Genomic DNA, 20,481 nt, shown 5'->3' on the forward strand with positions numbered 1-20,481 from the left:
GCCCCGCCGGGCTCAGCCCGCGCCTCCGGACGAGTCCCCGTCGGGAGTGAAGGTGACGGGCAGCTGCTGGGGGCCGCGCAGCCCGCCGGGCCGCCAGCGCAGGTCACCCGGCGGCACCGCCAGGGCCAGGCCGGGAAGCCGGCGCAGCGCGGTGCCGATGGCGACCTGACCCTCCAGCCGGGCCAGCGGAGCGCCCAGGCAGTAGTGGATGCCGTGCCCGAACGCGAGGTGGGCGTTGTCGCGCCGGGTGATGTCCAGGCGATCGGGATCGGCGAATCGCGCCGGGTCGCGGTCGGCGATGGCGGAGGCGATCAGCACGGTCGCGCCGGGCGGGACGGTCACTCCCGCGATCTCGACCTCCTCGCGGGCGAACCGCGCGATACCGGGGCTCACCGGCCCGTCGTAGCGGAGGAACTCCTCGATCGCGCCCGGCAGCAGCGCCGGGTCGTCCCGCAGCAGGGCCAGCTGATCGGGGTGGGCGAGCAGTGCGGCGATGCCTCCGCCGATCAGATTGACCGTGGTGATGTACCCCGCCACCAGCAGCAGGAAGGACATGGCGATCAGCTCGTCCTCGTTCAGCCGCTGCTCCTCGTCCCGAGCCGTGATCAGCGCGCTGAGCAGGTCGTCTCCCGGCCGGGCCCGTTTCGCCTCCAGGAGCTTGGTCAGATAGGAGCGCATCTGCTCCCAGGCGGCGTTCACCACGGCGGGATCCGGCATCTCGGCCCGGCGCAGCAGCATGTCGTCGGTCCACCGCTGGAAGTCGTGCCGGTCCTCCACGGGTACGCCGAGCAGTTCGCTGATGACCGTGACCGGGAGCGGCAGCGCGAAGTCCGCGACGAGTTCGGCACGGCCGGCCGCCACGACGTCGTCGAGCAGCCGGTCGGTGATCTCCTGGACGCGGGGCCGCAGCTCCGCCACCCGGCGCGCGGTGAAGGCCTTCGAGACCAGCCGGCGAAGCCGGGTGTGGTCGGGCGGGTCGGTGCGGAGCATGTTGCTCAGCATCGATTCGCGCTCGGTCACGGGCAGCTGCTGCATCAGCCGCGGATCCGACGCGTCGCGGACGTCGCTGCTGAGCCGGGGGTCCGACAGGGCCGCGAGACCGTCCTCGTAGCGCGTGACCAGCCATGCTTCCAGGCCGCCGGCGATCACGGCGCGGCGCACCGGGCCCTCTTCGCGTAGTTGCCGGTAGAGCGGGAAGGGATCCGCGAGGAAGGCCGGGTCGGTGTAGGGGAGGAGGACCGGCTGCTGGCTCATGATGTCTCCCGGGGTACGGCACGGCCGCCGAGGGCGGACTTGTCGAACTTGAGGGTATATGTCCCATTGTGGCGAACCTCGGGATTGCGCCGAAGGGAGCGGTTGCCATGGAGCGGACCACCTGCTGCGTGATGGGCGGCGGACCGGCCGGCATGGTCCTCGGCCTGCTGCTGGCCCGGGCGGGGGTGGACGTCACGGTCCTGGAGAAGCACGGCGACTTCCTGCGCGACTTCCGCGGCGACACCGTGCACCCCTCCACCCTGGCGCTGCTCGACGACCTGGGCCTCGCCGAACGGTTCGCCCGGCTGCCGCAGCGGCGGGTGACGACGATCCAGCTGCCGATCGGCCCGGACCGTTCCCTGGTCACCGTAGGGAACATCGGCGCCCTGCGGGGCACGTACAACTACATCGCGATGGTGCCCCAGTGGGATCTGCTCAACCTGCTGGTGGACGAGGCCGGCCGGGAACCGTCCTTCACTCTGCGGATGAACACCGAGGCGACCTCGTTCCTCAGGGAACGCGGACGCGTCACGGGAGTCCGCTACCGCACCGCCGACGGCCGCACCGGTGAACTGCGGGCCGCCCTCACCGTGGCCTGCGACGGCCGGGGCTCGCTCGCCAGGACGCTTCCCGAGCTGGGACTGGAGAGCTTCAACTGCCCCATGGACGCCTGGTGGTTCCGGCTGCCGCGGCGTCAGCACGACCCGCGTGGACTGGTGGGAGGTGTGGGCGACCGGTTCTTCAGTGTCCTCATCGACCGCGGCGACTACTGGCAGTGCGCCGCACTCATCCCCAAGGGAAGCGACGCGCGGCGGCGCGCCGCCGGCCTCGACCGGTTCATGGCCGACATCACCGCCGCCGTCCCCTGGCTGGCGGACCGGCTGCACGCGCTCGGCTCGTGGGACGACGTGAAGCTCCTCGACGTCACGCTGGACCGCCTCCGGCGCTGGCACCGCCCGGGACTGCTGTGCATCGGAGACGCGGCCCATGCCATGTCACCGGTCTTCGGTATCGGCATCAACCTCGCCGTCCAGGACGCGGTGGCCGCCGCCCGGTATCTCGTCGGCCCGCTGCGGGACGGCTCGGTCGGGCTGCGGGACGTGCGACGTGTCCAGCAGCGCCGTCTGCCGACCACCGTGGCGACGCAGACCTTGCAGCGCTTCGCGCACGCCAGGGTCGTCGAACCGGTGCTGTCGGGCCGCCCGCCGTTCGGCGGCCACCCCAAGCGCGCCCAGCGGCTGACCGAGCTCATCACCACCTCACCCTGGCTCAACCGGGTACCGGCGTACTTCCTCGCCTACGGAGCCCTGCGCGAGCGCCCGCCGACGGCCTCGGTGCGCTGAGGTGCGCCGAGATGCGCCGAGGTGCGCCGAACTCGGGTCGCCGTGACCGACGGCTGTGACATATCACGCTGTACCGACGCAGACGCCGTGGCTCAGCCCGCCGCTCCCGGTACGCGCGAGAGCACCGCGGCGAGGTCGGTGGCGGGGGACAGGGTGCCGAAGGCCAGGCCGTGGTCGGGGGTGAGGCGGGAGGCGCAGAAGGCGTCCGAGACGGCGGGTGGGGCGTGGCGGACGAGGAGCGAGGCCTGGAGTACCAGGGCCAGGCGCTCGACCAGCCGGCGGGCGCGGAGTTCGGCGTCGGGGGTCAGGACCAGCTCGCCGCGCAGCTGCCGCCAGGCCTCGTCCAGGCGCGCGTCCGCGCCGGCGGCGGCCTCGACTTCGGCACGGAAGGCGTCCAGGGATTCGGGCTCACGTGCGACGGCGCGGAGCACGTCGAGCGCGTTCACATTGCCCGAGCCCTCCCAGATGCCGTTGAGCGGGGCGTCCCGGTAGAGCCGCGGCATACCGGACGCCTCGTCATAGCCGTTGCCGCCCAGGCACTCCAGGGCCTCGGCGACCGCCGCGGGCTGCCGCTTGCAGACCCAGTACTTGCCGACCGCCGTGGCGAGGCGCAGGAACGCCCGTTCCTGGGCGTCCCCGCGCTGCGCGCGATCCGCCGCACCCGCGACCCGCAGCGCGAGCGTCGTCGCCGCCTCCGACTCGAGCCCCAGGTCGGCGATCACATTGCGCATCAGCGGCTGGTCGATCAGCTTGGCGCCGAACACACTGCGGTGGCGCACATGGTGCGCCGCCTGCGCCAGCGCGGCGCGGATCCCGGACGCGGAGCCCAGGATGCAGTCGAGCCGGGTCATGGTGACCATGTCGATGATCGTCCGGACCCCGTGCCCCTCGGCGCCGACCGGCCAGGCGACGGTGTCGTCGAACTCGGGCTCGCTGCTGGCGTTGCTGCGGTTGCCGAGCTTGTCCTTGAGCCGCTGGATGCGGAAGCTGTTGCGGCTGCCGTCCGGCAGCACCCGGGGCACGAGGAAGCAGGACAGCCCTCCGGGAGCCTGGGCCAGCACCAGGAAGAGGTCGTTCATCGGGGCGCTGGTGAACCACTTGTGGCCACGCAGGCGCCAGGTCCCGTCCGGCCGCTCCTCGGCCACCGTGGTGTTGGCGCGTACGTCCGTACCGCCCTGCTTCTCGGTCATGCCCATTCCGGCCAGCAGCCCGCGCTTGGTCCCGGGAGCCCGCAGGCCCGGGTCGTACACACGGCTCGTGAGCAGCGGCTCGTACACCGCGGCGAGTTCCGGCGCCGAGCGCAGGGCGGGGACCACCGCGTACGTCATGGACACCGGACAGCCGTGGCCGGACTCGGCCGAGCTCCACACCATGAACCCCGCGGCACGGGCGACATGCGCGCCGGGCCGGTCGTCCGCCCACGGCGCGCCGCCCAGACCCTCGCGGATCGCCACGTCCATCAGCGCGTGGTACGAGGGGTGGAAGTCGACCTCGTCGATCCGGTTGCCGTAGCGGTCGTGGGTGCGCAGCAGCGGCTCACAGCGGTTCGCCTCCTCGGCCCAGCGCTGGACCTGCTCCGACCCGGTCAGCCGGCCGAGGCGGTGCAGATCGTCGGCGTACCACCCGGCGCCCTCGCGTCGCAGTCCCTCCAGCAGTACGGGATCGTCGGCGACGTCGTGACCGGTCAGCGGCGGCGCCTGGTTGGTCACCTCGTGCGTGCGCGCGGCCGGATCGCTGTGCAGGGGAGTGTCCGCGGTGGCGGTCATGGGGGAGTCCTTCCGGAGATGTAGGAGTTCAGGCCGCGGGCGGGGCGCCCGCGCAGCGCAGGGACATCGCGACCAGTTCGGTGACCAGCCGGCCGGCCGCGGAGCCCTCGGCAGGCGCGGACAGCGGGTCCACCAGCACCTCGCCGATCGCGCCGGTCAGCGCGGCGGCGGTGATCTCCGGGTCCTGCTCCGGCAGCAGCCCGGCGTCGACGCCCTCACGGATCACCTCGGCGAAGACGGCGCGGTAGCGGCGCCGGAACGCCAGCCGCTCCTGGCCCACGGCCGGTTCGGCCGGTGCGGCGAGCAGCGCGTACGCCAGTCCGCGGCGTTCCATGGCGCGCCGGGCGAAGACCTCGACGCCGTGCGCCAGCCGTTCCACCGGGTCGCCGCTGCCCTTGCGGAGCACCTCGCCCAGCACATCGGCCTCGTGTCCGGAGGCCCGGCGGAACACCTCGACGGCCAGCGCCCCCTTCGAGGGGAAGTGCTGGTAGACCGAGCCGACCGACATGCCGGCCGCGGCGGCGACGGCGGTGACGGACGCGTTCGCCCAGCCGGCCTCGGCGACCACGGAGGTGGCTTGCTCCACCAGGTGGTCCCTGGCGGCGGCCAGCCGGTCCTGCACGGCGGGTGTCCTGCGGTAGACCATGCAAACAGTGAACCACCGTTCAGAGCTTCAGGCCAGGCCTTCCGCCCGCCGACGGCACCGGCCCTTACGAGAGCCGCCTCCCGCGCGGAGCCGCCCCGCGCCGCCACCACCCCGGCCCCCGACCCGCGGGGCGGCCGCCCCGCGGGTCGGGGGCCGGGCTCAGCGCAGGCAGCGGCCGCCCTCGGCGCCGGGCTCAGCGCAGGCGGCGGCTCTCCTGCGGTCCGAGGCAGGTGTCCGGCAGACCCCCGGTGTCGATCAGCAGCCGCTGCAGTACGACGGTCGGGTCCACCATCCAGAACTTCAGCCGGTGCACGCCCGCGGCGAGGGTGTGCCGGGTGGCGGTCCTGCTGACGTTGTCGGACGTGTTGCGCGCCCACTGGGGGTTCATGACTCCGTCGTCGGAGCCGCTGACGGCGATGATGTCCACGGTCTGCGGACTGTCGTCGTCGAACGAGACGGCGTAGCGCAGCCCGCTGTGCGCGAGGGCAGGATTCCGCGGCGACAGATACGCCCACAGCGTGACCTCGCCACCGGTGACCAGGCCGATCTCGTACTCCAGGCGCGGCGAACGACTGCCGCCGGGCGTCTGGGACGGGGCGGTGACGGGGACCGGTGTGAGGCCAGGGCCGCCCCGCCCGATGCCCTCGACGCGCTGCCAGTCGATGCCGTTCGCGCCCACGACGCGGTCGGTGTGCTCGGCGTCGATCGCGACATAGCCGCCCGCCTCGACGAAGCCGCGCAGACCCCGTACGTCCGAGTTCTCCGCGACCGCCGTCACGGTGACGCGCTCCCCGCCGGGCCCGTGCACCACCAGGGTCGCCTCCGTGGTGCCGAGCGGGGCCCGGTCCCAGTCCGCGCCCACCGACACCCGCGTCTGCTTCGTGACCCGCCCGGCGGGGCGGTCGACGCGCAGCCACGGGGCCGAGGACTCGACGCGGTAGTCGAAGGGCTCGCTGCCCCGGTTGAAGACCTCGATGTACGGCGCGGGGGCGGTGCCGTGGCGGCTGAGCGGGGAGAGCCGCGCGGCGGTTCGCGCGTGCGGCCACCAGTCGTCCGACCCGGAGACGGCCACACCGAGCGCCGCCGCGCCGGGGACGTCGATGCGGCGTACGGCCGGGAAGATCTCGTCCGGTATGGCCACGTTGTCCAGCTCGGGCTGCTGCCAGGGCGCGTTGGGACCGTAGCGCTCCACATCGCCGTAGCCGATGTGCGGCTGGGTCTGGAAGCCGTGCCATTTGCCGCCCGCGACACGGGAGTTGAAGCGGTCGGCGAGGGCGAAGTCCTTGTCGAGGCAGGCCTCGGCGCGCGCGGCCCGCTCGTTGGTGGCGGCCCGGCCCTGTTCGGCGTAGCGGAGATTGGTGAACTGGGCCTCGCGCAGGGCGTAGACGTTGGCGGTGGCGGCGACCTCGTAGCCGACGAGTTCGAACCAGGCGTCCTGGGCGGACCCGGGCAGCCGGCGGCCGATGCGCTCGGCGCGCGCCGCGAGCTCCTGCCACTGCTCGGTGACGCGCTCCAGTTCACGGTGGTGGTCGAGCGAGAACGGCGTCGCCCTGTCGTCGTAGAGGATCGCGGAGGAGTCGGTCGCCGGGTCCTTCGCCGGGTCCAGGGAGATGCGCCGGTTGAGCAGCTCGGGCTTGCGCAGCGACTGGAGACGGGCGTAGTCGGAGAGTACGGCGGCGATCGCGGCCGCCTGCGTCGTGCCGAAGTTCTGCGCGGCGTAACGGTGTTCCCACTCCGGGATGTTCTCCAGGTCCCAGCGCGCCGGGTTCCAGGCGTGGTCGAGGAAGAACTGGGTGGGCAGTTCGTTGCCCTTGAGGTCGCCGACGTTGGCCATCCACAGGGTGCGGTTGCCGTACGCGACCGCCTGGCGCAGCTGGTCCCACAGGTTCGGCAGCGACGCCGTGTCCACCCACTTGTAGTTGCGGCCGACGCCGACGTAGTCGAAGTGGTAGTAGAGGCCGTAGCCGCCGGAGCGGGCGGGCTCGGCCGGGTCCGGGTGCTTGCGGATGTTGCCCCAGTTGTCGTCGCACAGCACGACGGTGACGTCCTCGGGTACGCGCAGGCCGCGCGCCCAGTAGCGCTGGACCTCCTTGTACAGGGTCCAGACCTGCGGGATGTCGGAGAGCGGCCTGCCGGTCTCCTCGGCGAGGATCTTCCGCTGGGCGGCGATGATCTCCTGCATCAGTTCGATGCCGTCGCCGTCGGGCAGGCTGACGTCGCCGTTGCCGCGCATGCCGAGCGTGACGACGCCCTCGAAGTCCTGCTCGGCCATGCGCCGGACGCCGTCGCGCCAGTACGCCTTGATCGCCTCGGCGTTGCGGCGGAAGGACCACTCGCCGGTGCCGCCGTAGGGGTCGCGGCCGGGGGTGACGATGGTGCCCGCGCTGTCGCGCACGGCGGCCACGGCGTGCCGGTTCCACTCCTCGATGCCGCGCATCATGGGGGCCTCGTGCGAGGTGCCCATGACGATGCCGTACTCCTTGGCGCGGGCGTGGTTCTCGGGGTCGTCCTCGGCGAACGCGCGGCCCCACACCGCCGGCCACAGGTAGTTGGCCTTGAGACGGAGCATGACCTCGAAGACCCTGGCGTAGAAGTCGGCGTTGAAACCGCCTTCGTGTCCCTCGGCCCTGCCGGGGCCGAAGTGGCGCGGTGCCCAGGTGCCGAGCGCCGGGTTCTCGTCGTTGATGAAGATCCCGCGGTACTTGACGGCGGGGGTGCCCTGGGTGTGCCGGCCGGGCAGCGCGTAGAGCGCGTCGCGGTGGACGGGCCGCACGTCGTCCCACCAGTACCAGGGCGACACGCCGATGCCGTAACTGACGTCGTACGCACCGAAGACGGTGCCGCGCGGGTCGCTGCCCGCGATGACGAAGGCGCGGTCGACGCCGGGCAGCGGACGCTCGGCCACGGTCTGCAGCGAGGTCTCCCAGCGTCCCGCCACTGCGTCGGTGTCCAGCTTTCCGGCCGCGACGAGGCGGTCGATCAGCGGGCTGCGGCCGAGGGTACCGATCAGTACCAACTCGCGCTCGGTGCCCGGTACTTCGCCGTTCCTGGCCTTCTTCAGCGCGGGCCTTACCCCGGTGACCCGTTCGATGTCGTCGCACAGGTCGGACGCGACCCGCACGACTCCCGGATGGTCACCGGCGTCCACCACGACCGCCGTCGCCCGCCCGGAACGCGCCAGGGTGAAGGCGCCCTTGCGGGGGGTGAAGGAGATGTACGCCCCGGAGTCCGTGGCCCGGAGGGCTCCGCGTCCCGCGCCAGGGCGGTCGTTGCTCGTCGTGGCGGCCTCAGCGGTGCCCGCAGTTCCCGCTGCCCCGCCGAAAGTTGTCAGGGCGAGTGCACTCGCCCCCACTCCGGCTCCTGCGCCGAGTATGGCTCTACGGCGTGGATCGGACGGGCTGTTCACGCTCATTTCCACTCCTTCTCGCGCATCTGCCGCGTCGGTCGGCACCTGCGAGACAGATCTTGGGCGATACACGCCGTCGAAACAATGGAGTGTCACGGTCGAAACACTTTCGAACCGGGCCTCGGTATGCGGGTGTTGGGGGACATGTCCGTGGATGCCGCCCGGGCGATCCCCGGGCATGTGATGATCGCGCCATGAGCGTGATACCTGTGAGGCGCATGGTGATCCTGGCGGCGGTGGCCGCCCTCACCGCCGGCTGCGGGCTGCCGGCCGAACTCGACCGCGAGGCGGATCCGGCGCGCACCGGGGCGCGGGAGCGGCCCCGGCCGGCCGTCACCGCTCCCGCGACGAACGCTCCCGCGGCGAACGCTCCGGCGGCGACCGCCCCCGCGTCCGGCGCGCCGACCGGCCCGGGATGCCCGGACACGGGCACGCGGGTGTCGACCGGCATGGTGACCGCCGCGATGGGACTGCGCGCCACGACCGTGACGCTCACCAACTGCGGCGAGCGCGACCAGCGGCTGAACGGCTACCCCGATGTCCGCGTCCGGGACGTGGAGCGCCGGCCCATGAACGTCACGGTCCTCAAGGGCCCGGGCCCGATCACCCAGCTCGAGGACCCGGGCCCCCACCCCGTCACGCTGAAGCCCGGCGAGTCGGCCTACAGCGTGTTCGTCTGGCGCTACTCGGCCGTCGACACCGCCACCCTGCGCGGGAGCGGCGTGTACGTGGAGATCGCACCGGCTGCCGGGGCCGCCCGGCAGACGGTGCAGCCGGAGGGCGGCCTCGACATCGGCGAGACGGGAATGCTCGGCACGACGGCGTGGCAGAAGGCCGCCGAGTAGGCCGTGTCCGACGCACAGCGCCGCCCGCCCGCGCGGCGTCAGGCGAGAGGTGCCGGACACGGCCCGGGCCCCGGCGTGCCGGCCGGGTGCTCCCGGCTATCCGAACTGGCCGGGCTGGTAGTCGCCGGCCGGCTGCCGGATGATGACGTTGCCGCGGTTGAAGGCGTTGATGAGGGCGATGAGGGACACCAGGGCGGCGAGCTGTTCCTCGTCGTAGTGCTTGGCGGCGTTCGCCCAGGCCTCGTCCGTGACGCCGCCGGCCGCGTCGGCAATGCGGGTGCCCTGCTCCGTCAGCTCCAGCGCGGCCCGCTCGGCCTCGGTGAAGACCGTGGCCTCACGCCAGGCCGCGACCAGGTGCAGGCGCACCGAGGTCTCGCCGGCGGCGGCCGCGTCCTTGGTGTGCATGTCGAGGCAGCCGCCGCAGCCGTTGATCTGACTCGCGCGGATCTTCACCAGCTCCTGCGTCGCGAACGGCAGCGACGAGTCCGCGAGCACCTTGCCCGCCGCGATGATGTGCTTCCAGGCCTTGGTGGCGATCGGGCTGCCGAACATGTTCAGACGGGCATCCATGGTGGACTCCTTGGCCGTTTCCGGTGGTTGCACACCTAGGACGGAACGGCTCGGTGCGATGTGACACGGCCCGGTGTGACGTGCGTCTCCGCTGCCGCGCCGTGGCGGGGACCACCTCCGGAGCGCCGTGAAGGGGACTGCCCCCGAAGTGCCGTGAAGGGGACTGCCCCCGGAGTGCCGTGAAGGGGACTGCCCCCGGAGTGCCGTGAAGGGGACTGCCCCCGGAGTGCCGTGAAGGGGACTGCCCCTGAAGTGCTGTGGCGCGGACCGTCCCTGGAGCGTCGTTGCGCGGACGGCCCCTGACGGCGCTCGGGCCTTCGGTCAGCGGCCGGCCCGGGCGAACCAGCCGTCCGCGTCGCCCAGCACCGACTCGATCCGGTCCCATGTCGTGCCGTCCCGCGTCACCGCGGGCAGTTCGCGGCCGCGGCCCGTGTCCCATCGGGTCGCGACGGCCACCGGGTCCTCACCGGTCGCCGCGCCCGTGGCGAGGGCCGCGGCGCCCAGGGCGACGAGTTCCTGGGCCTCGGGGACGAGGACCGGACGGCCGGAGAGGCGGCGTACCGTCCCGACCCAGGCGCGGCCCTGCGCGCCGCCGCCGATCAGCCGGAGCGGGCGGGAGCGCACGCCGGGGTCCGCGGGGTCGAGGCCGACGGCGATCAGGAGCTCGTCGAGTGCGCGCAGCACGGTGAAGACGGCCCCCTCGTAGGCCGCGCCGAGGAGTTGCGCCGGTGTGGTCGAGTGCCGCAGGCCGGTGAGCAGCCCCGAGGCGTGCGGCAGGTCGGGGGTGCGCTCGCCGTCGAGGTAGGGCAGCAGGACCGCCTCGCCGCCCGGTTCCGCGTCCTCACGGCCGAGCCCGAGCAGCGCGGCGACCTTGTCGACGGCGAGCGTGCAGTTGAGGGTGCACGCGAGCGGCAGATAGCCGCCGTCGGCCGAGGCGAACCCGGCGAGCGCGGCCGAGGCGGGCCGGGTACGGGTGGCGGCGAAGACCGTGCCGGAGGTGCCGAGGCTGACCACGGGATGGTCGAGCAGCCCGGCGCCGCCGAGGCCGAGGCCGATCGCGGCCGCCATGTTGTCCCCGGTGCCCGCCGCCACCGCGATGCCCTCGGGCAGGCCGAGCGCGGCGGCGGCCGCGCGGGTCAGGGAGCCGACGCGCTCGGCACCGCCCGAGGCGACGGTGGGCAGCAGCGCCCGGTCGAGGCCGACGAGGTCGAGCAGTACGGGGTCGTACGCGCCGGTGACCGTGGAGTACCAGCAGGTGCCCGACGCGTCGCCCGGGTCGGTCACGGCGACCCCCGACAGCCGTTCGGTGAGGAAGTCGTGCGGCAGTCGCACGGCGGCGGCCGCGTCGGCGGCGGCGGGCTCGTGGTCACGCAGCCACTGCCATTTGGCGGCGGTCATCGAGGCGACGGGCACGCTGCCGCTCCTGGCCAGCCATGCGTCGGGGCCGCCGAGCGCCTCGGTGAGCGCGGCGGCCTGCGGTGCCGAGCGGGTGTCGTTCCACAGCAGGGCCGGGCGCAGCGGGCGGCCCGCGCGGTCCAGGGTGACCAGACCGTGCTGCTGCCCGGCGACCGCGATGCCGGTGACGGCCGACGGATCCGTACCGGACTCCTTGAGGCCCTGGGCGACCGCCTCGCGCAGCGCCTGCCACCACACCTCGGGATCGCTCTCGCGCGCGCCCCCGTCACCGGTGACGGTGTGGGGCGCGCGGCCCACCGCGAGGATCCGGCCGGTGGCGGCGTCGGTGACGGCCGCCTTGGTGGACTGGGTGGAGCTGTCCACGCCGATGACGACGGGCGTTGTGGGCACTGCGCACCTCACTGGTGGTTCCTGGACCCGGTGACGGGTGGTTCCGGGACCTGGCGATGGCCGGACCGGGCGACTGCTCTGCCTTTTGGTTATGCAGACAACAAAATATGTCCAGGTGGCAGGCGCTCGTCAAGCCCGTAGTGGCAGGCGTCCCCGGGATGCCGCGTCCTCGCCGAAGCGGCCCCGCCGGGGGTTGGCCCACGCCGTCCCATGAGGTATTGGTTAGAAGCCAAACAAATTCCGAGCAAGGGGCCGCACCATGTCGGAGCAGTTCACTCCCACCTCTCAGGACAAGTTCACGTTCGGTCTGTGGACCGTCGGCTGGCAGGGCCGCGACCCCTTCGGCGAGGCCACCCGCCCCGCCCTCGACCCGGTCGAGTCCGTCGAGCGGCTGGCCGGGCTCGGCGCGCACGGTGTGACCTTCCACGACGACGACCTGATCCCGTTCGGCTCCTCGGACGCCCAGCGCGAGACGGCCGTCAAGCGTTTCAAGGACGCGCTCGAGCGCACCGGTCTCAAGGTGCCGATGGCGACGACCAACCTCTTCACGCACCCGGTCTTCAAGGACGGCGCCTTCACCGCCAACGACCGCGACGTCCGTCGCTTCGCCCTGCGCAAGACCATCCGCAACATCGATCTCGCCGTCGAGCTCGGCGCCACCACCTACGTCGCCTGGGGCGGCCGCGAGGGCGCCGAGTCCGGCGCCGCCAAGGACGTGCGGGTCGCGCTCGACCGTATGAAGGAGGCCTTCGACCTCCTCGGCGACTACGTCACCGAGCAGGGCTACGACCTGCGCTTCGCCATCGAGCCCAAGCCGAACGAGCCCCGCGGCGACATCCTCCTGCCGACCATCGGCCACGCCCTCGCCTTCATCGAGCGCCTCGAGCGCCCCGAGCTGGTCGGCGTGAACCCGGAGACCGGCCACGAGCAGATGGCGGGCCTCAACTTCCCGCACGGCATCGCGCAGGCGCTGTGGGCGGGCAAGCTGTACCACATCGACCTCAACGGCCAGTCCGGCATCAAGTACGACCAGGACTTCCGCTTCGGCGCCGGCGATCTGCGCCAGGCATTCTGGCTCGTCGACCTGCTGGAGACGGCCGGCTACGAGGGCCCGCGCCACTTCGACTTCAAGCCGGTGCGCACCGACGGCTTCGACGGCGTGTGGGAGTCGGCCAAGAACTGCATGCGCAACTACCTCATCCTCAAGGAGCGCGCGGCCGCCTTCCGCGCCGACGCCGAGGTCCAGGAGGCGCTGGTCGCGTCCCGGCTCGACGAGCTCGCACAGCCGACCGCGGCCGACGGCCTCAAGGGGCTGCTCGCCGACACCTCCGCCTACGAGGAGTTCGACGTGCAGGCCGCGGCCGAGCGCTCCATGGCCTTCGAGCGCCTCGACCAGCTCGCGATGGAGCACCTGCTCGGTGTGCGCCGCTGACCGCCGGGTTATGTTGATCCGTCGTTGAACTGTCGTCGCCGATCCGTGCGATCCGCCTCTTTCGTGCGATGCGTGCGATGCGTGCGATCCGCGCGATGTGCGTGATCCGCCGTTGAACGGGAGCCGTCACCCCTTGGCCGGAGCCCGGAGCCATCCGGTCCGGCCGAGGGCGGGTAGGGAGTGAGTACGTGCCACTGAGCGCCGCCGAAGCGGCTCGCTCCCCCGGGGCGGCCCCCGTCGACCAGGTGGCGGTCCGCCGCGCCAACCTCGTACGCGTGCTGCGTGAGGTCCGTACGGCAGGACCGCTGTCCCGGGCGACCGTCGCCCGCCACACGGGACTGACCCGGGCCACGGTCTCCAGCCTCGTCACCGAGCTGATCGAACGCAGGCTGCTGCGGGAGACCGACTACCAGCAGGACGGCACGGTCGGCCGCCCCGGGCGCCGGCTGGAGATCGACGGCAGGGGAGTGGCCGCGCTGGGTCTGGAGGTCAACTCCCGCTACCTGGCGGCCTGGTCCATGGACCTCGCGGGCCGGCGGCTCCAGGAGCGGCGCCTGGTGCACGACGCGACGCACCAGGACGCCGAACACACCATCCGTACGCTCGCCGGGCTCGCCGCCGAGCTGATCGACGATGCGCGCCGGGCAGGAGCCCACACGGCGGGGGTCGGTGTCGCCGTCCCCGGCCCCGTGGACATCGCCACCGGCTTCGTACGCTCCGCGCCGAACCTGCACTGGCGGGACGTCCCCGCCGCCGCGCTGCTGCGCGAACTGCTCGCGCTGCCGGACGAGGTGAGCGTCGTCGTCGACAACGAGGCCAACCTGGCCGCACTCGCCGAGCACGGCCACGGCCGGCCGGGCACCGTCGATCTGGTGTACGTGACCGGGGAGGCCGGCATCGGCGCCGGGATCGTGGCGGGCGGCCGACTGCTGCGCGGCTCCGGCGGCTTCAGCGGCGAACTGGGGCACATCCAGGTCGATCCCGCGGGCGAGCGCTGCGCCTGCGGACGCATCGGCTGCCTGGAGACCAAGGTCGGGCTGCCCGCCGCGATGCGTCTCGCCGCCCCGGACCTGGAGGGCGCCGAGGCGGGTGCCACGGCGGGTGCCGTGTCCCACGATCCCCAGGAACAGGCGGGGGAGTTGCTGCGCCGCGCCACGGCGGGGGACCCGCGGGCGCTCACCGGTCTGGACGAGATCGGCCGCTGGCTGGGCACCGGTCTGTCGATCCCGGTCAATCTGCTCAATCCGGAGGTGATCGTGCTGGGCGGCTACTTCGCGGCCGTCGCCCCGTACCTCCTGCCCGCCGCCATGCGCGAGCTGCGCGAACGGGCCGTGGCGGGCGACGCGGCGGTGTGCCGGGTGACCGGCTCGGCCCTGGGCTTCACGGCGGCCGTGCGCGGGGCGGCGGACATCATCGTGGAGGAGATCTTCGCCGATCCGGGACGGGTCGCCGTCCACGCCTAGAGGGTGTCCGGCCGTACCGAGCGCGCGGCACCCCGGGACAGTGGCCCGGGGTGCCGTCCGCCTTCTGCCCGCCTTCTCAGCCGGCCCGCAATGCCTCCGCGTCGGCGGCGATCAACTCGGCAGTCGCCGCGGGAAGTTCGCCGCGGCCGCCCGCCTTGCGCGCCTGCTTGGCCAGCTGCTCGTACCGCCCGCGGGCGAGGCTGCCGAGCAGCTCGTCGACCGTCTGCGGCCTGCTGCCCGAGGCCAGGATCAGATGACCGAGACCGGCCCTGGTCGCCCGTACGGTGAAGGTGCTGGTGGTGACCGTCGTGCCGCCGGGACCCGTCGCGGTGAGCCGCAGCGTGTGCCCGCCCGCCGCCAGTGCGCCCAGGTCGAGCACGCTGCCCGGCTCGCGCGGTTCACCGTCCAGCGTGACCTCCACCTTCGCCGGGTCCGCGTGCTCGGAGGTGACGGCCAGGACGGGACGCTGGGCGCGGTCGAGTACGGCGCCGTCCGCCGGGGACGTGACCGAGGCCGCCGGCTTCTCCGGAACGGTCCGGGCCTGGTTCCAACCCGCCAGCTCCGCCGGGCGGTTCGTGATGATTCCGTCGACGCCGTAGCCGTCGTACCTGCGCCACTGGGCCGCCGAGTCGATCGTCCACACCATGGTGGCCACGCCCGCCCTGTGCAGTTCGTCCACCACGCCCGGACGCGCGTCGAGCGCGGCGCCGCTCGGGTTGTACGAGGTCAGGTGCAGATCGGCGGCGACGGCCACGGGGTCGGCGTCCAGAGTGCCGCGCAGCAGCCCGAGGGGGAGTTCGGGCGCCAGCTCGCGCACCCAGCGCAGATGCCGGGGTTCGAAGCTCTGGACGAAGACCCGGTCGGTCATCTGCTCCGCGCGTACGACGTCGATCATCGCGGCGACCTGTTCCCTGGTGTCGGCGCGCTTCACTTCGAGGAGGAGGCTGCCGCCGCGGGCGCGCAGATCGGCGAGCTGCGTGGCGAGGGTGGGGATGCGGGCGCCCGCGAAGTGCGGGGAGAACCAGGAGCCTGCGTCCAGGGCGTCGAGCTGCGCGGCGGTGAGGGTCGTGATGTCGCCGGTGCCGTCGGTCGTGCGGTCCACGGTGGTGTCGTGGAGGATGTGGGGCACGCCGTCCTTGCTGAGCTGGACGTCGTTCTCGATGAAGTCGGCCCCGGAGCGGCGGCCGACCTCCTGCGCGAACATCGTGTTCTCGGGCGCGGAGGACGAGGCGCCGCGGTGGGCGATGACGGTGACCGGGGCGCCCTCGGGGCGGAGGTGGCCGTTGGGGCCGAGCGCGGTGACCTTCACGTCGTCGAAGGAGACCTGCGAGCCGTTGACGACGAGGGCGAGGCCGCCGTCGGCGGAGCGCTGGAGCCGGTTGGTCCGCATCAGCTGCCGGCCGTCGAGGAACCAGGCCGCCCGGTGGCCGTGCACCTCGATACGTACCTTCACGTCGCGGCCGGTGGCGGCGGCGTAGGGAGCGGCGGCGGTGTCGGTGACGTTCCACGATCCGGCGGTCGTGAGCTGGGCGAACTCGGCGCCGTTGGCCGCGGTGCTGCCGCTGCGCAGGGTCGCGATCCACCAGGGAGTCGCACCGGACGCCGGTACGTCGAGGCCGAGCGCGAACCAGCGCGTCGCCTCGGCGACGGTGTCGAAGCGGGCGGTGGCCTCGAAGCGGTAGTCGGCGAGGTGCGGGCCGAAGGTGAGCTTCCGGGTGCCGGAGGCGGCGGTGCCGACCAGGCGGCCGTCCTTGACCTGCCAGTCCCCGTCGACCGCCTGCCAGCCGGCGGGGAGCGAGCCGGAGGAGAAGTCCTCGGAGACGACGACGTCTCCCGGCTCGGGGGCGGCGCCGAGGGCGGTGCCGGGGACGGTGCCGGGGGCGCCGGCCCGGGCGGGTGCTGCGACGCACAGCAGCGCGAGCGAGCCGGCGAGGGCGAGTGCGGTGCCGATGCGCGCGGAGGCGGACTTCGCGTAGGAGAACATGCGTGGGACGCTAGGCGCGTCGCCCGAATGCGGGGCGTCGCGTCCGTGGCGCCGAGGGGAACCCGCGGCGGCGCCCGCCCGTGACCGTCCTCAAGAGGCCGGACGCGGTGTACCACTCGACCGCAGGCAGCACAGACCTGATCTTCCGTCAGGTAGCGGACGTCGTCGTGACGCGGGCCGACAAGGCGGGGGGCAGCAACGTCATCACGGCGTACGGTTCCTCCGGCATCAAGGGCTCTTCCGGGGCCGGGGCGCTCGGTGGCTCGCCGCCTGACCCTGGTGCGCAGACTACGCAGGCGGACGTGGTGGAGGGCAGGATTCGAGCGAAGAACGACTGCACGCCTCCCGCAGTACAGGTCAGATGAGGTGGCATTCACCATGAGACTCACCATCGGCGACCGGACCGCCACCGTGTTCGGCGATCCACTGCGCATCGCCGCCCGTCTCGACTTCCGCGACTTCCGGGTACGCGTCGCACCGTACGCGGACGTGAAGGAACGTGGGCAGTTCCTTCTGGACACCTTCGGCAGCGGGCCGTGGCTGTGGGACACGCCCGACGAGCTTCGGTTCGACCCCCTCGGCAGGGGACTGGTCGGGGCCGAGTTCCAGGTTCCGGGCGATGCCGCCGATCCCGAGGACTGTGCCCGTCTTCCCGCTGAGCCCGCCGGCCGCCCGGGAGGCCTCCGCGCGGACGAGGTCCGGGACTTCAGGCACGAGATGTGCACGGTGCTGTGCCGCGCCCCAGGGGATGCCGTGCTCACCTGTCTGCGTGATCTCGACGTCCTCGACGAGCCGTTGGACGCCCGTATCGGCATCGCCCCCGATGTGGCTCTTCTTGTGCAGCGCGGCGCCGTCGTGGGCTGGAGTCTCACCGATCCGGTGCGCTACCTGACCACCGGCTTCGCCGCCCCCGGCCCGGCCCCCGCTGCCCCGGCAACCCGGCTGCTGTTCACCGAGTGTCTGGATCTGATGACCTCGTCGCTGCTCGACGAGGTGAGGGACCGGGACCCGTCCGCCGTGGCCCGTCTCCGGGCACTCGACGAGGCCCTGCGCGCCCAGCGGGAGGATCGCCACCGGGCCGACGCCCTCCTGGCGCTCATCGGTGACCTGGTCGAGGACTACGGTGCCTGACCGCGGGCGCGTCAGGCAGCAGGCGCGCATGGCGAGGCGTGAATGAACACGAACCTGTCGTTCGACGGCGGCTGGCATGCCACGGTGACGGGCGAACCGCTCTCCGGGCCGACGAGGTCCGGGACTTCAGGCACGAGATGTGCACCGTGCTGTGCCGCGCCCCAGGGGATGCCGTGCTCACCTGTCTGCGTGCTGCGCGCCCAGCACGAGGACCGGTACCGGGCGCTCGCGCTGCTGGAGCTGATCACCACCTACGTGGACGACTACGGGGGCGCGTGACGGACGCGGCACGGGCGGCGAGTCCGGTCGCCGGGTGAGGTGGGTTCGACCGTGCCCCGCGAACCCCTCGGTTCAGTCCGTCCGCGGTGGCGCGGTGCTCTTCCTCACCACCAGGCTCGTCGCCAGTTCCAGCCGCGTCGACGACGGTTCCTCGGTGCGCAGCCGCAGCAGCATCTGGGCCGCTTCCTCGGCCATCTGGCGCAGGGGCTGGTGGACCGTGGTCAGGGCCGGGCTGGACCAGCGGGCGACCTGGACGTCGTCGTAGCCGACGACGGAGAGGTCGTGCGGGACGCGCAACCCGTTGACGCGGGCCGCCTCCAGGACGCCGAGGGCCTGCAGGTCGCTGCCCGCGAAGACGGCGGTCGGCCGCTCCGGCAGGCTCAGCATCTCCATCGCCCGGTCGTAGCCGCCCTCCACGTGGAAGTCGCCGAACCGGATGAGTTCGGGCGCGGTTTCCAGTCCGGCCATGCTCATCGCCGAGCGGTAGCCGTCGAGGCGGGCCAGGGAGCAGAGCATGTCCTCGGGGCCGGTGATGATGCCGATCCGCCTGTGTCCGAGCTCGATCAGATGCCGGGTGGCGGCAAGGCCGCCGGTCCAGTTGGCCGACCCCACGGACGGTACGTCGGGATCGGGATCGCCGGCCGGGTCGATGATGACAAAAGGTATGGAACGAGCCCTGAGTTGCTGCTTGACCGCCTGGGGAAGGGCGGAGAAGACCAGCACGACGCCGATGGGCCGGCGCTGCAGGACCCCTTCGATCCAGTCGGGATCCGGTGAGTGGCGGGTGCCGCTCTCGGTCAGCACCACGCTCGCCCGGTTGGCCTTGGCGACGTTCTCCACCCCGCGGATCAGCTCCAGGGCCCAGATGCTGTCCAGTTCGTGGAAGACGATCTCGATGAGCGGCGCCTCCCGGGACGACCTCGCCGTACGCCGGTAGGCGTGGGTCTCCAGCAGGCGTTCCACCTTGATCCTCGTCGGCGGGGCCACGTCCTGCCGGCCGTTGAGGACCTTCGAAACTGTCGAAATGGAGACACCGGCCTTCTGGGCCACCTGGGCCAGGGTGATGCGGCCCATCTCCTCGTCATCGCGCATGGCGGGAGCATAAGGCACGTTCAACTACCGCAACAGCGTAACGCTTTGGTAACTCGGTGTTCGAGGGTTGACCCCCCAGGTGGGGGCGCCTACCGTCCCCTCTCGTGAACTTTCGGTAACGGTGCCGAAATAGTTTCGAGAGGCGAGGCGATGAAGCTACGCGTACGGTTCCCCCGGACCGCCGTCATCGGCGGGCTGGCGCTGGCCATGACGCTTTCACTGTCCGCGTGCGGCGGGGACTCCGACGACTCGGCGGGCGGGGCCGACGAGATTCACGTCCTCGTCTACGGCGACGCGACCAACAAGATCGAGAAGCAGCTGGTCGACACCTTCAACAAGACCTCCGAGGTCAAGGTGGTCCTGGACACCATTCCGGGCGCCGACTACCAGGCCAAGCTGCAGACGATCATCAGTGGCAAGCAGGCCCCGGACGTGTTCTTCAACTGGGGCGGCGGCAGCATCAAGCCGTTCGTCGACGCCGGTCTGCTGATGCCGCTGGACGACTTCATCGCCAAGGACCCGGGCCTCAAGGACAAGTTCCTGCCCTCGGTGTTCAACACCGCCGTCGTCGACGGAAAGCCGTACGGCGTTCCCATGCGCGGCACCCAGCCCGTCCTGATGTTCCACAACAAGAAGGTCCTCGCGGACGCCGGTATCACCCCGCCGAAGACCTGGGACGAGCTCCTCGCCGCGGTCAAGACCCTCAAGGGCAAGGGCGTCACCCCGATCGCGCTCGGCGGCGGCGACAAGTGGCCCACGCAGATGTGGTACCAGTACGTCTACGACCGCGTCGCCGGGCCCGAGTTGTTCCAGAAGGCCATGACGGGCGACAAGAGCGCCTGGGAGAGCGCCGAGAGCAAGAAGGCCCTCTCCATGATCGAGGAGCTGGTCGACGCGGGCGCCTTCGGCACCAACTTCGACTCGGTGAAGTTCACCGACGGAGGCTCCCCGGCCCTGCTCGCCACGGGCAAGGCCGCCTTCGAGCTGATGGGCTCCTGGGAGTACTCGACCCTCCAGGACGCCCACCCGGACTTCGCCAAGAGCGACCTCGGCTACGGCACCTTCCCGACCGTCACCGGCGGCAAGGGCGACCCGGGCAACCTCGCCGGCAACACCAACAACTACTACTCGGTGCTGAAGAAGACCGAGCACCCCGAGGCCGTAGCCGACTTCCTCAAGCTCATGTACTCGGACGAGTTCGTGAAGGGGCAGCTGTCCATAGGCAACCTGCCCACCACCACGAACACCCCGGACTTCCTCGACACCTCGGCGAGCCCGGAGTACTCGAAGTACCAGTACGACCTGGTCGCGAAGGCCCCGGCGTTCCAGCTCTCCTGGGACCAGGCGTACCCGCCCGCCGCGACCACCACGATCCACTCGGCCGTCCAGCAGTTCTTCAACGGCCAGATCGACGCGGACGGATTCATCGAGCAGATGCAGTCCCTGCCGGCCGCCTGACCCCAC

Annotated in this window: 15 protein-coding genes; 7 read left to right on the plus strand and 8 right to left on the minus strand. The window is 72.2% G+C overall.

The genetic code is table 11. From position 1 onward, the window contains the following. Nucleotides 1–12 precede the first annotated feature (12 nt). A complete protein-coding gene (locus ACIQMR_RS26775) occupies nt 13–1,254 on the minus strand; it encodes a cytochrome P450 (RefSeq protein WP_401392181.1) in 1,242 nt (413 codons plus the stop codon). 107 nt (nt 1,255–1,361) lie between these two features. On the opposite strand from ACIQMR_RS26775, the gene ACIQMR_RS26780 reads away from it, so the two are divergent. Beyond that, nucleotides 1,362–2,597: an FAD-dependent oxidoreductase gene (locus ACIQMR_RS26780; RefSeq protein WP_401392184.1), complete on the plus strand. Its 1,236-nt coding sequence runs from the start codon at nt 1,362–1,364 to the stop codon at nt 2,595–2,597. A gap of 92 nt (nt 2,598–2,689) precedes the next feature. Here the strand turns inward: ACIQMR_RS26780 and ACIQMR_RS26785 are convergent, their stop codons facing one another. The 3 genes from ACIQMR_RS26785 to ACIQMR_RS26795 all read right to left on the minus strand — a co-directional run bounded on the left by ACIQMR_RS26785 (nt 2,690) and on the right by ACIQMR_RS26795 (nt 8,421). Continuing rightward, the gene (locus tag ACIQMR_RS26785; protein ID WP_401392187.1) at nt 2,690–4,363 is read right to left on the minus strand and encodes an acyl-CoA dehydrogenase family protein; all 1,674 of its coding nucleotides are present in this window, start codon (nt 4,361–4,363) and stop codon (nt 2,690–2,692) included. Between the two features lie 28 nt (nt 4,364–4,391). Continuing rightward, nucleotides 4,392–5,009 (minus strand): TetR/AcrR family transcriptional regulator, encoded by a 618-nt coding sequence (locus ACIQMR_RS26790; protein WP_358667692.1) that lies wholly within the window; start codon nt 5,007–5,009, stop codon nt 4,392–4,394. Nucleotides 5,010–5,202: 193 nt separating this feature from the next. After that, nucleotides 5,203–8,421 (minus strand): glycosyl hydrolase 115 family protein, encoded by a 3,219-nt coding sequence (locus ACIQMR_RS26795; RefSeq protein WP_401392191.1) that lies wholly within the window; start codon nt 8,419–8,421, stop codon nt 5,203–5,205. Nucleotides 8,422–8,609: 188 nt separating this feature from the next. On the opposite strand from ACIQMR_RS26795, the gene ACIQMR_RS26800 reads away from it, so the two are divergent. Then, a complete protein-coding gene (locus ACIQMR_RS26800; RefSeq protein WP_401392194.1) occupies nt 8,610–9,260 on the plus strand; it encodes a DUF4232 domain-containing protein in 651 nt (216 codons plus the stop codon). Between the two features lie 96 nt (nt 9,261–9,356). Here the strand turns inward: ACIQMR_RS26800 and ACIQMR_RS26805 are convergent, their stop codons facing one another. Continuing rightward, a complete protein-coding gene (locus ACIQMR_RS26805; protein WP_401392196.1) occupies nt 9,357–9,830 on the minus strand; it encodes a carboxymuconolactone decarboxylase family protein in 474 nt (157 codons plus the stop codon). Between the two features lie 321 nt (nt 9,831–10,151). Then, on the minus strand, nt 10,152–11,636 hold the full coding sequence (gene xylB / locus ACIQMR_RS26810; protein ID WP_401392199.1) for a xylulokinase: 1,485 nt from the start codon (nt 11,634–11,636) through the stop codon (nt 10,152–10,154). Between the two features lie 259 nt (nt 11,637–11,895). Between xylB and xylA the strand changes: the two genes are divergently transcribed. Then, on the plus strand, nt 11,896–13,068 hold the full coding sequence (gene xylA / locus ACIQMR_RS26815; RefSeq protein ID WP_358667683.1) for a xylose isomerase: 1,173 nt from the start codon (nt 11,896–11,898) through the stop codon (nt 13,066–13,068). Between the two features lie 188 nt (nt 13,069–13,256). Beyond that, entirely contained in the window at nt 13,257–14,531 is a 1,275-nt protein-coding gene (locus tag ACIQMR_RS26820) for an ROK family protein (RefSeq protein ID WP_401392202.1), read from the plus strand. A 76-nt stretch (nt 14,532–14,607) separates the two neighbouring features. Here the strand turns inward: ACIQMR_RS26820 and ACIQMR_RS26825 are convergent, their stop codons facing one another. Next, nucleotides 14,608–16,515 (minus strand): glycerophosphodiester phosphodiesterase, encoded by a 1,908-nt coding sequence (locus ACIQMR_RS26825; protein WP_401392204.1) that lies wholly within the window; start codon nt 16,513–16,515, stop codon nt 14,608–14,610. Between the two features lie 80 nt (nt 16,516–16,595). Between ACIQMR_RS26825 and ACIQMR_RS26830 the strand changes: the two genes are divergently transcribed. Both ACIQMR_RS26830 and ACIQMR_RS26835 read left to right on the plus strand, forming a co-directional pair. Next, a complete protein-coding gene (locus tag ACIQMR_RS26830) occupies nt 16,596–16,880 on the plus strand; it encodes a hypothetical protein (RefSeq protein WP_401392207.1) in 285 nt (94 codons plus the stop codon). A gap of 13 nt (nt 16,881–16,893) precedes the next feature. Then, on the plus strand, nt 16,894–17,646 hold the full coding sequence (locus ACIQMR_RS26835; protein WP_401392210.1) for a hypothetical protein: 753 nt from the start codon (nt 16,894–16,896) through the stop codon (nt 17,644–17,646). Nucleotides 17,647–17,997: 351 nt separating this feature from the next. Here the strand turns inward: ACIQMR_RS26835 and ACIQMR_RS26840 are convergent, their stop codons facing one another. Continuing rightward, nucleotides 17,998–19,017 (minus strand): LacI family DNA-binding transcriptional regulator, encoded by a 1,020-nt coding sequence (locus ACIQMR_RS26840; protein WP_401392213.1) that lies wholly within the window; start codon nt 19,015–19,017, stop codon nt 17,998–18,000. Nucleotides 19,018–19,167: 150 nt separating this feature from the next. Here ACIQMR_RS26840 and ACIQMR_RS26845 point away from each other — a divergent pair, with 150 nt between their 5' ends. Then, nucleotides 19,168–20,475: an ABC transporter substrate-binding protein gene (locus tag ACIQMR_RS26845; protein WP_401392216.1), complete on the plus strand. Its 1,308-nt coding sequence runs from the start codon at nt 19,168–19,170 to the stop codon at nt 20,473–20,475. Nucleotides 20,476–20,481: the final 6 nt, after the last annotated feature.

The sequence above is a fragment of the Streptomyces sp. NPDC091376 genome, from assembly GCF_044757085.1.
GTDB lineage: Bacteria > Actinomycetota > Actinomycetes > Streptomycetales > Streptomycetaceae > Streptomyces > Streptomyces pratisoli.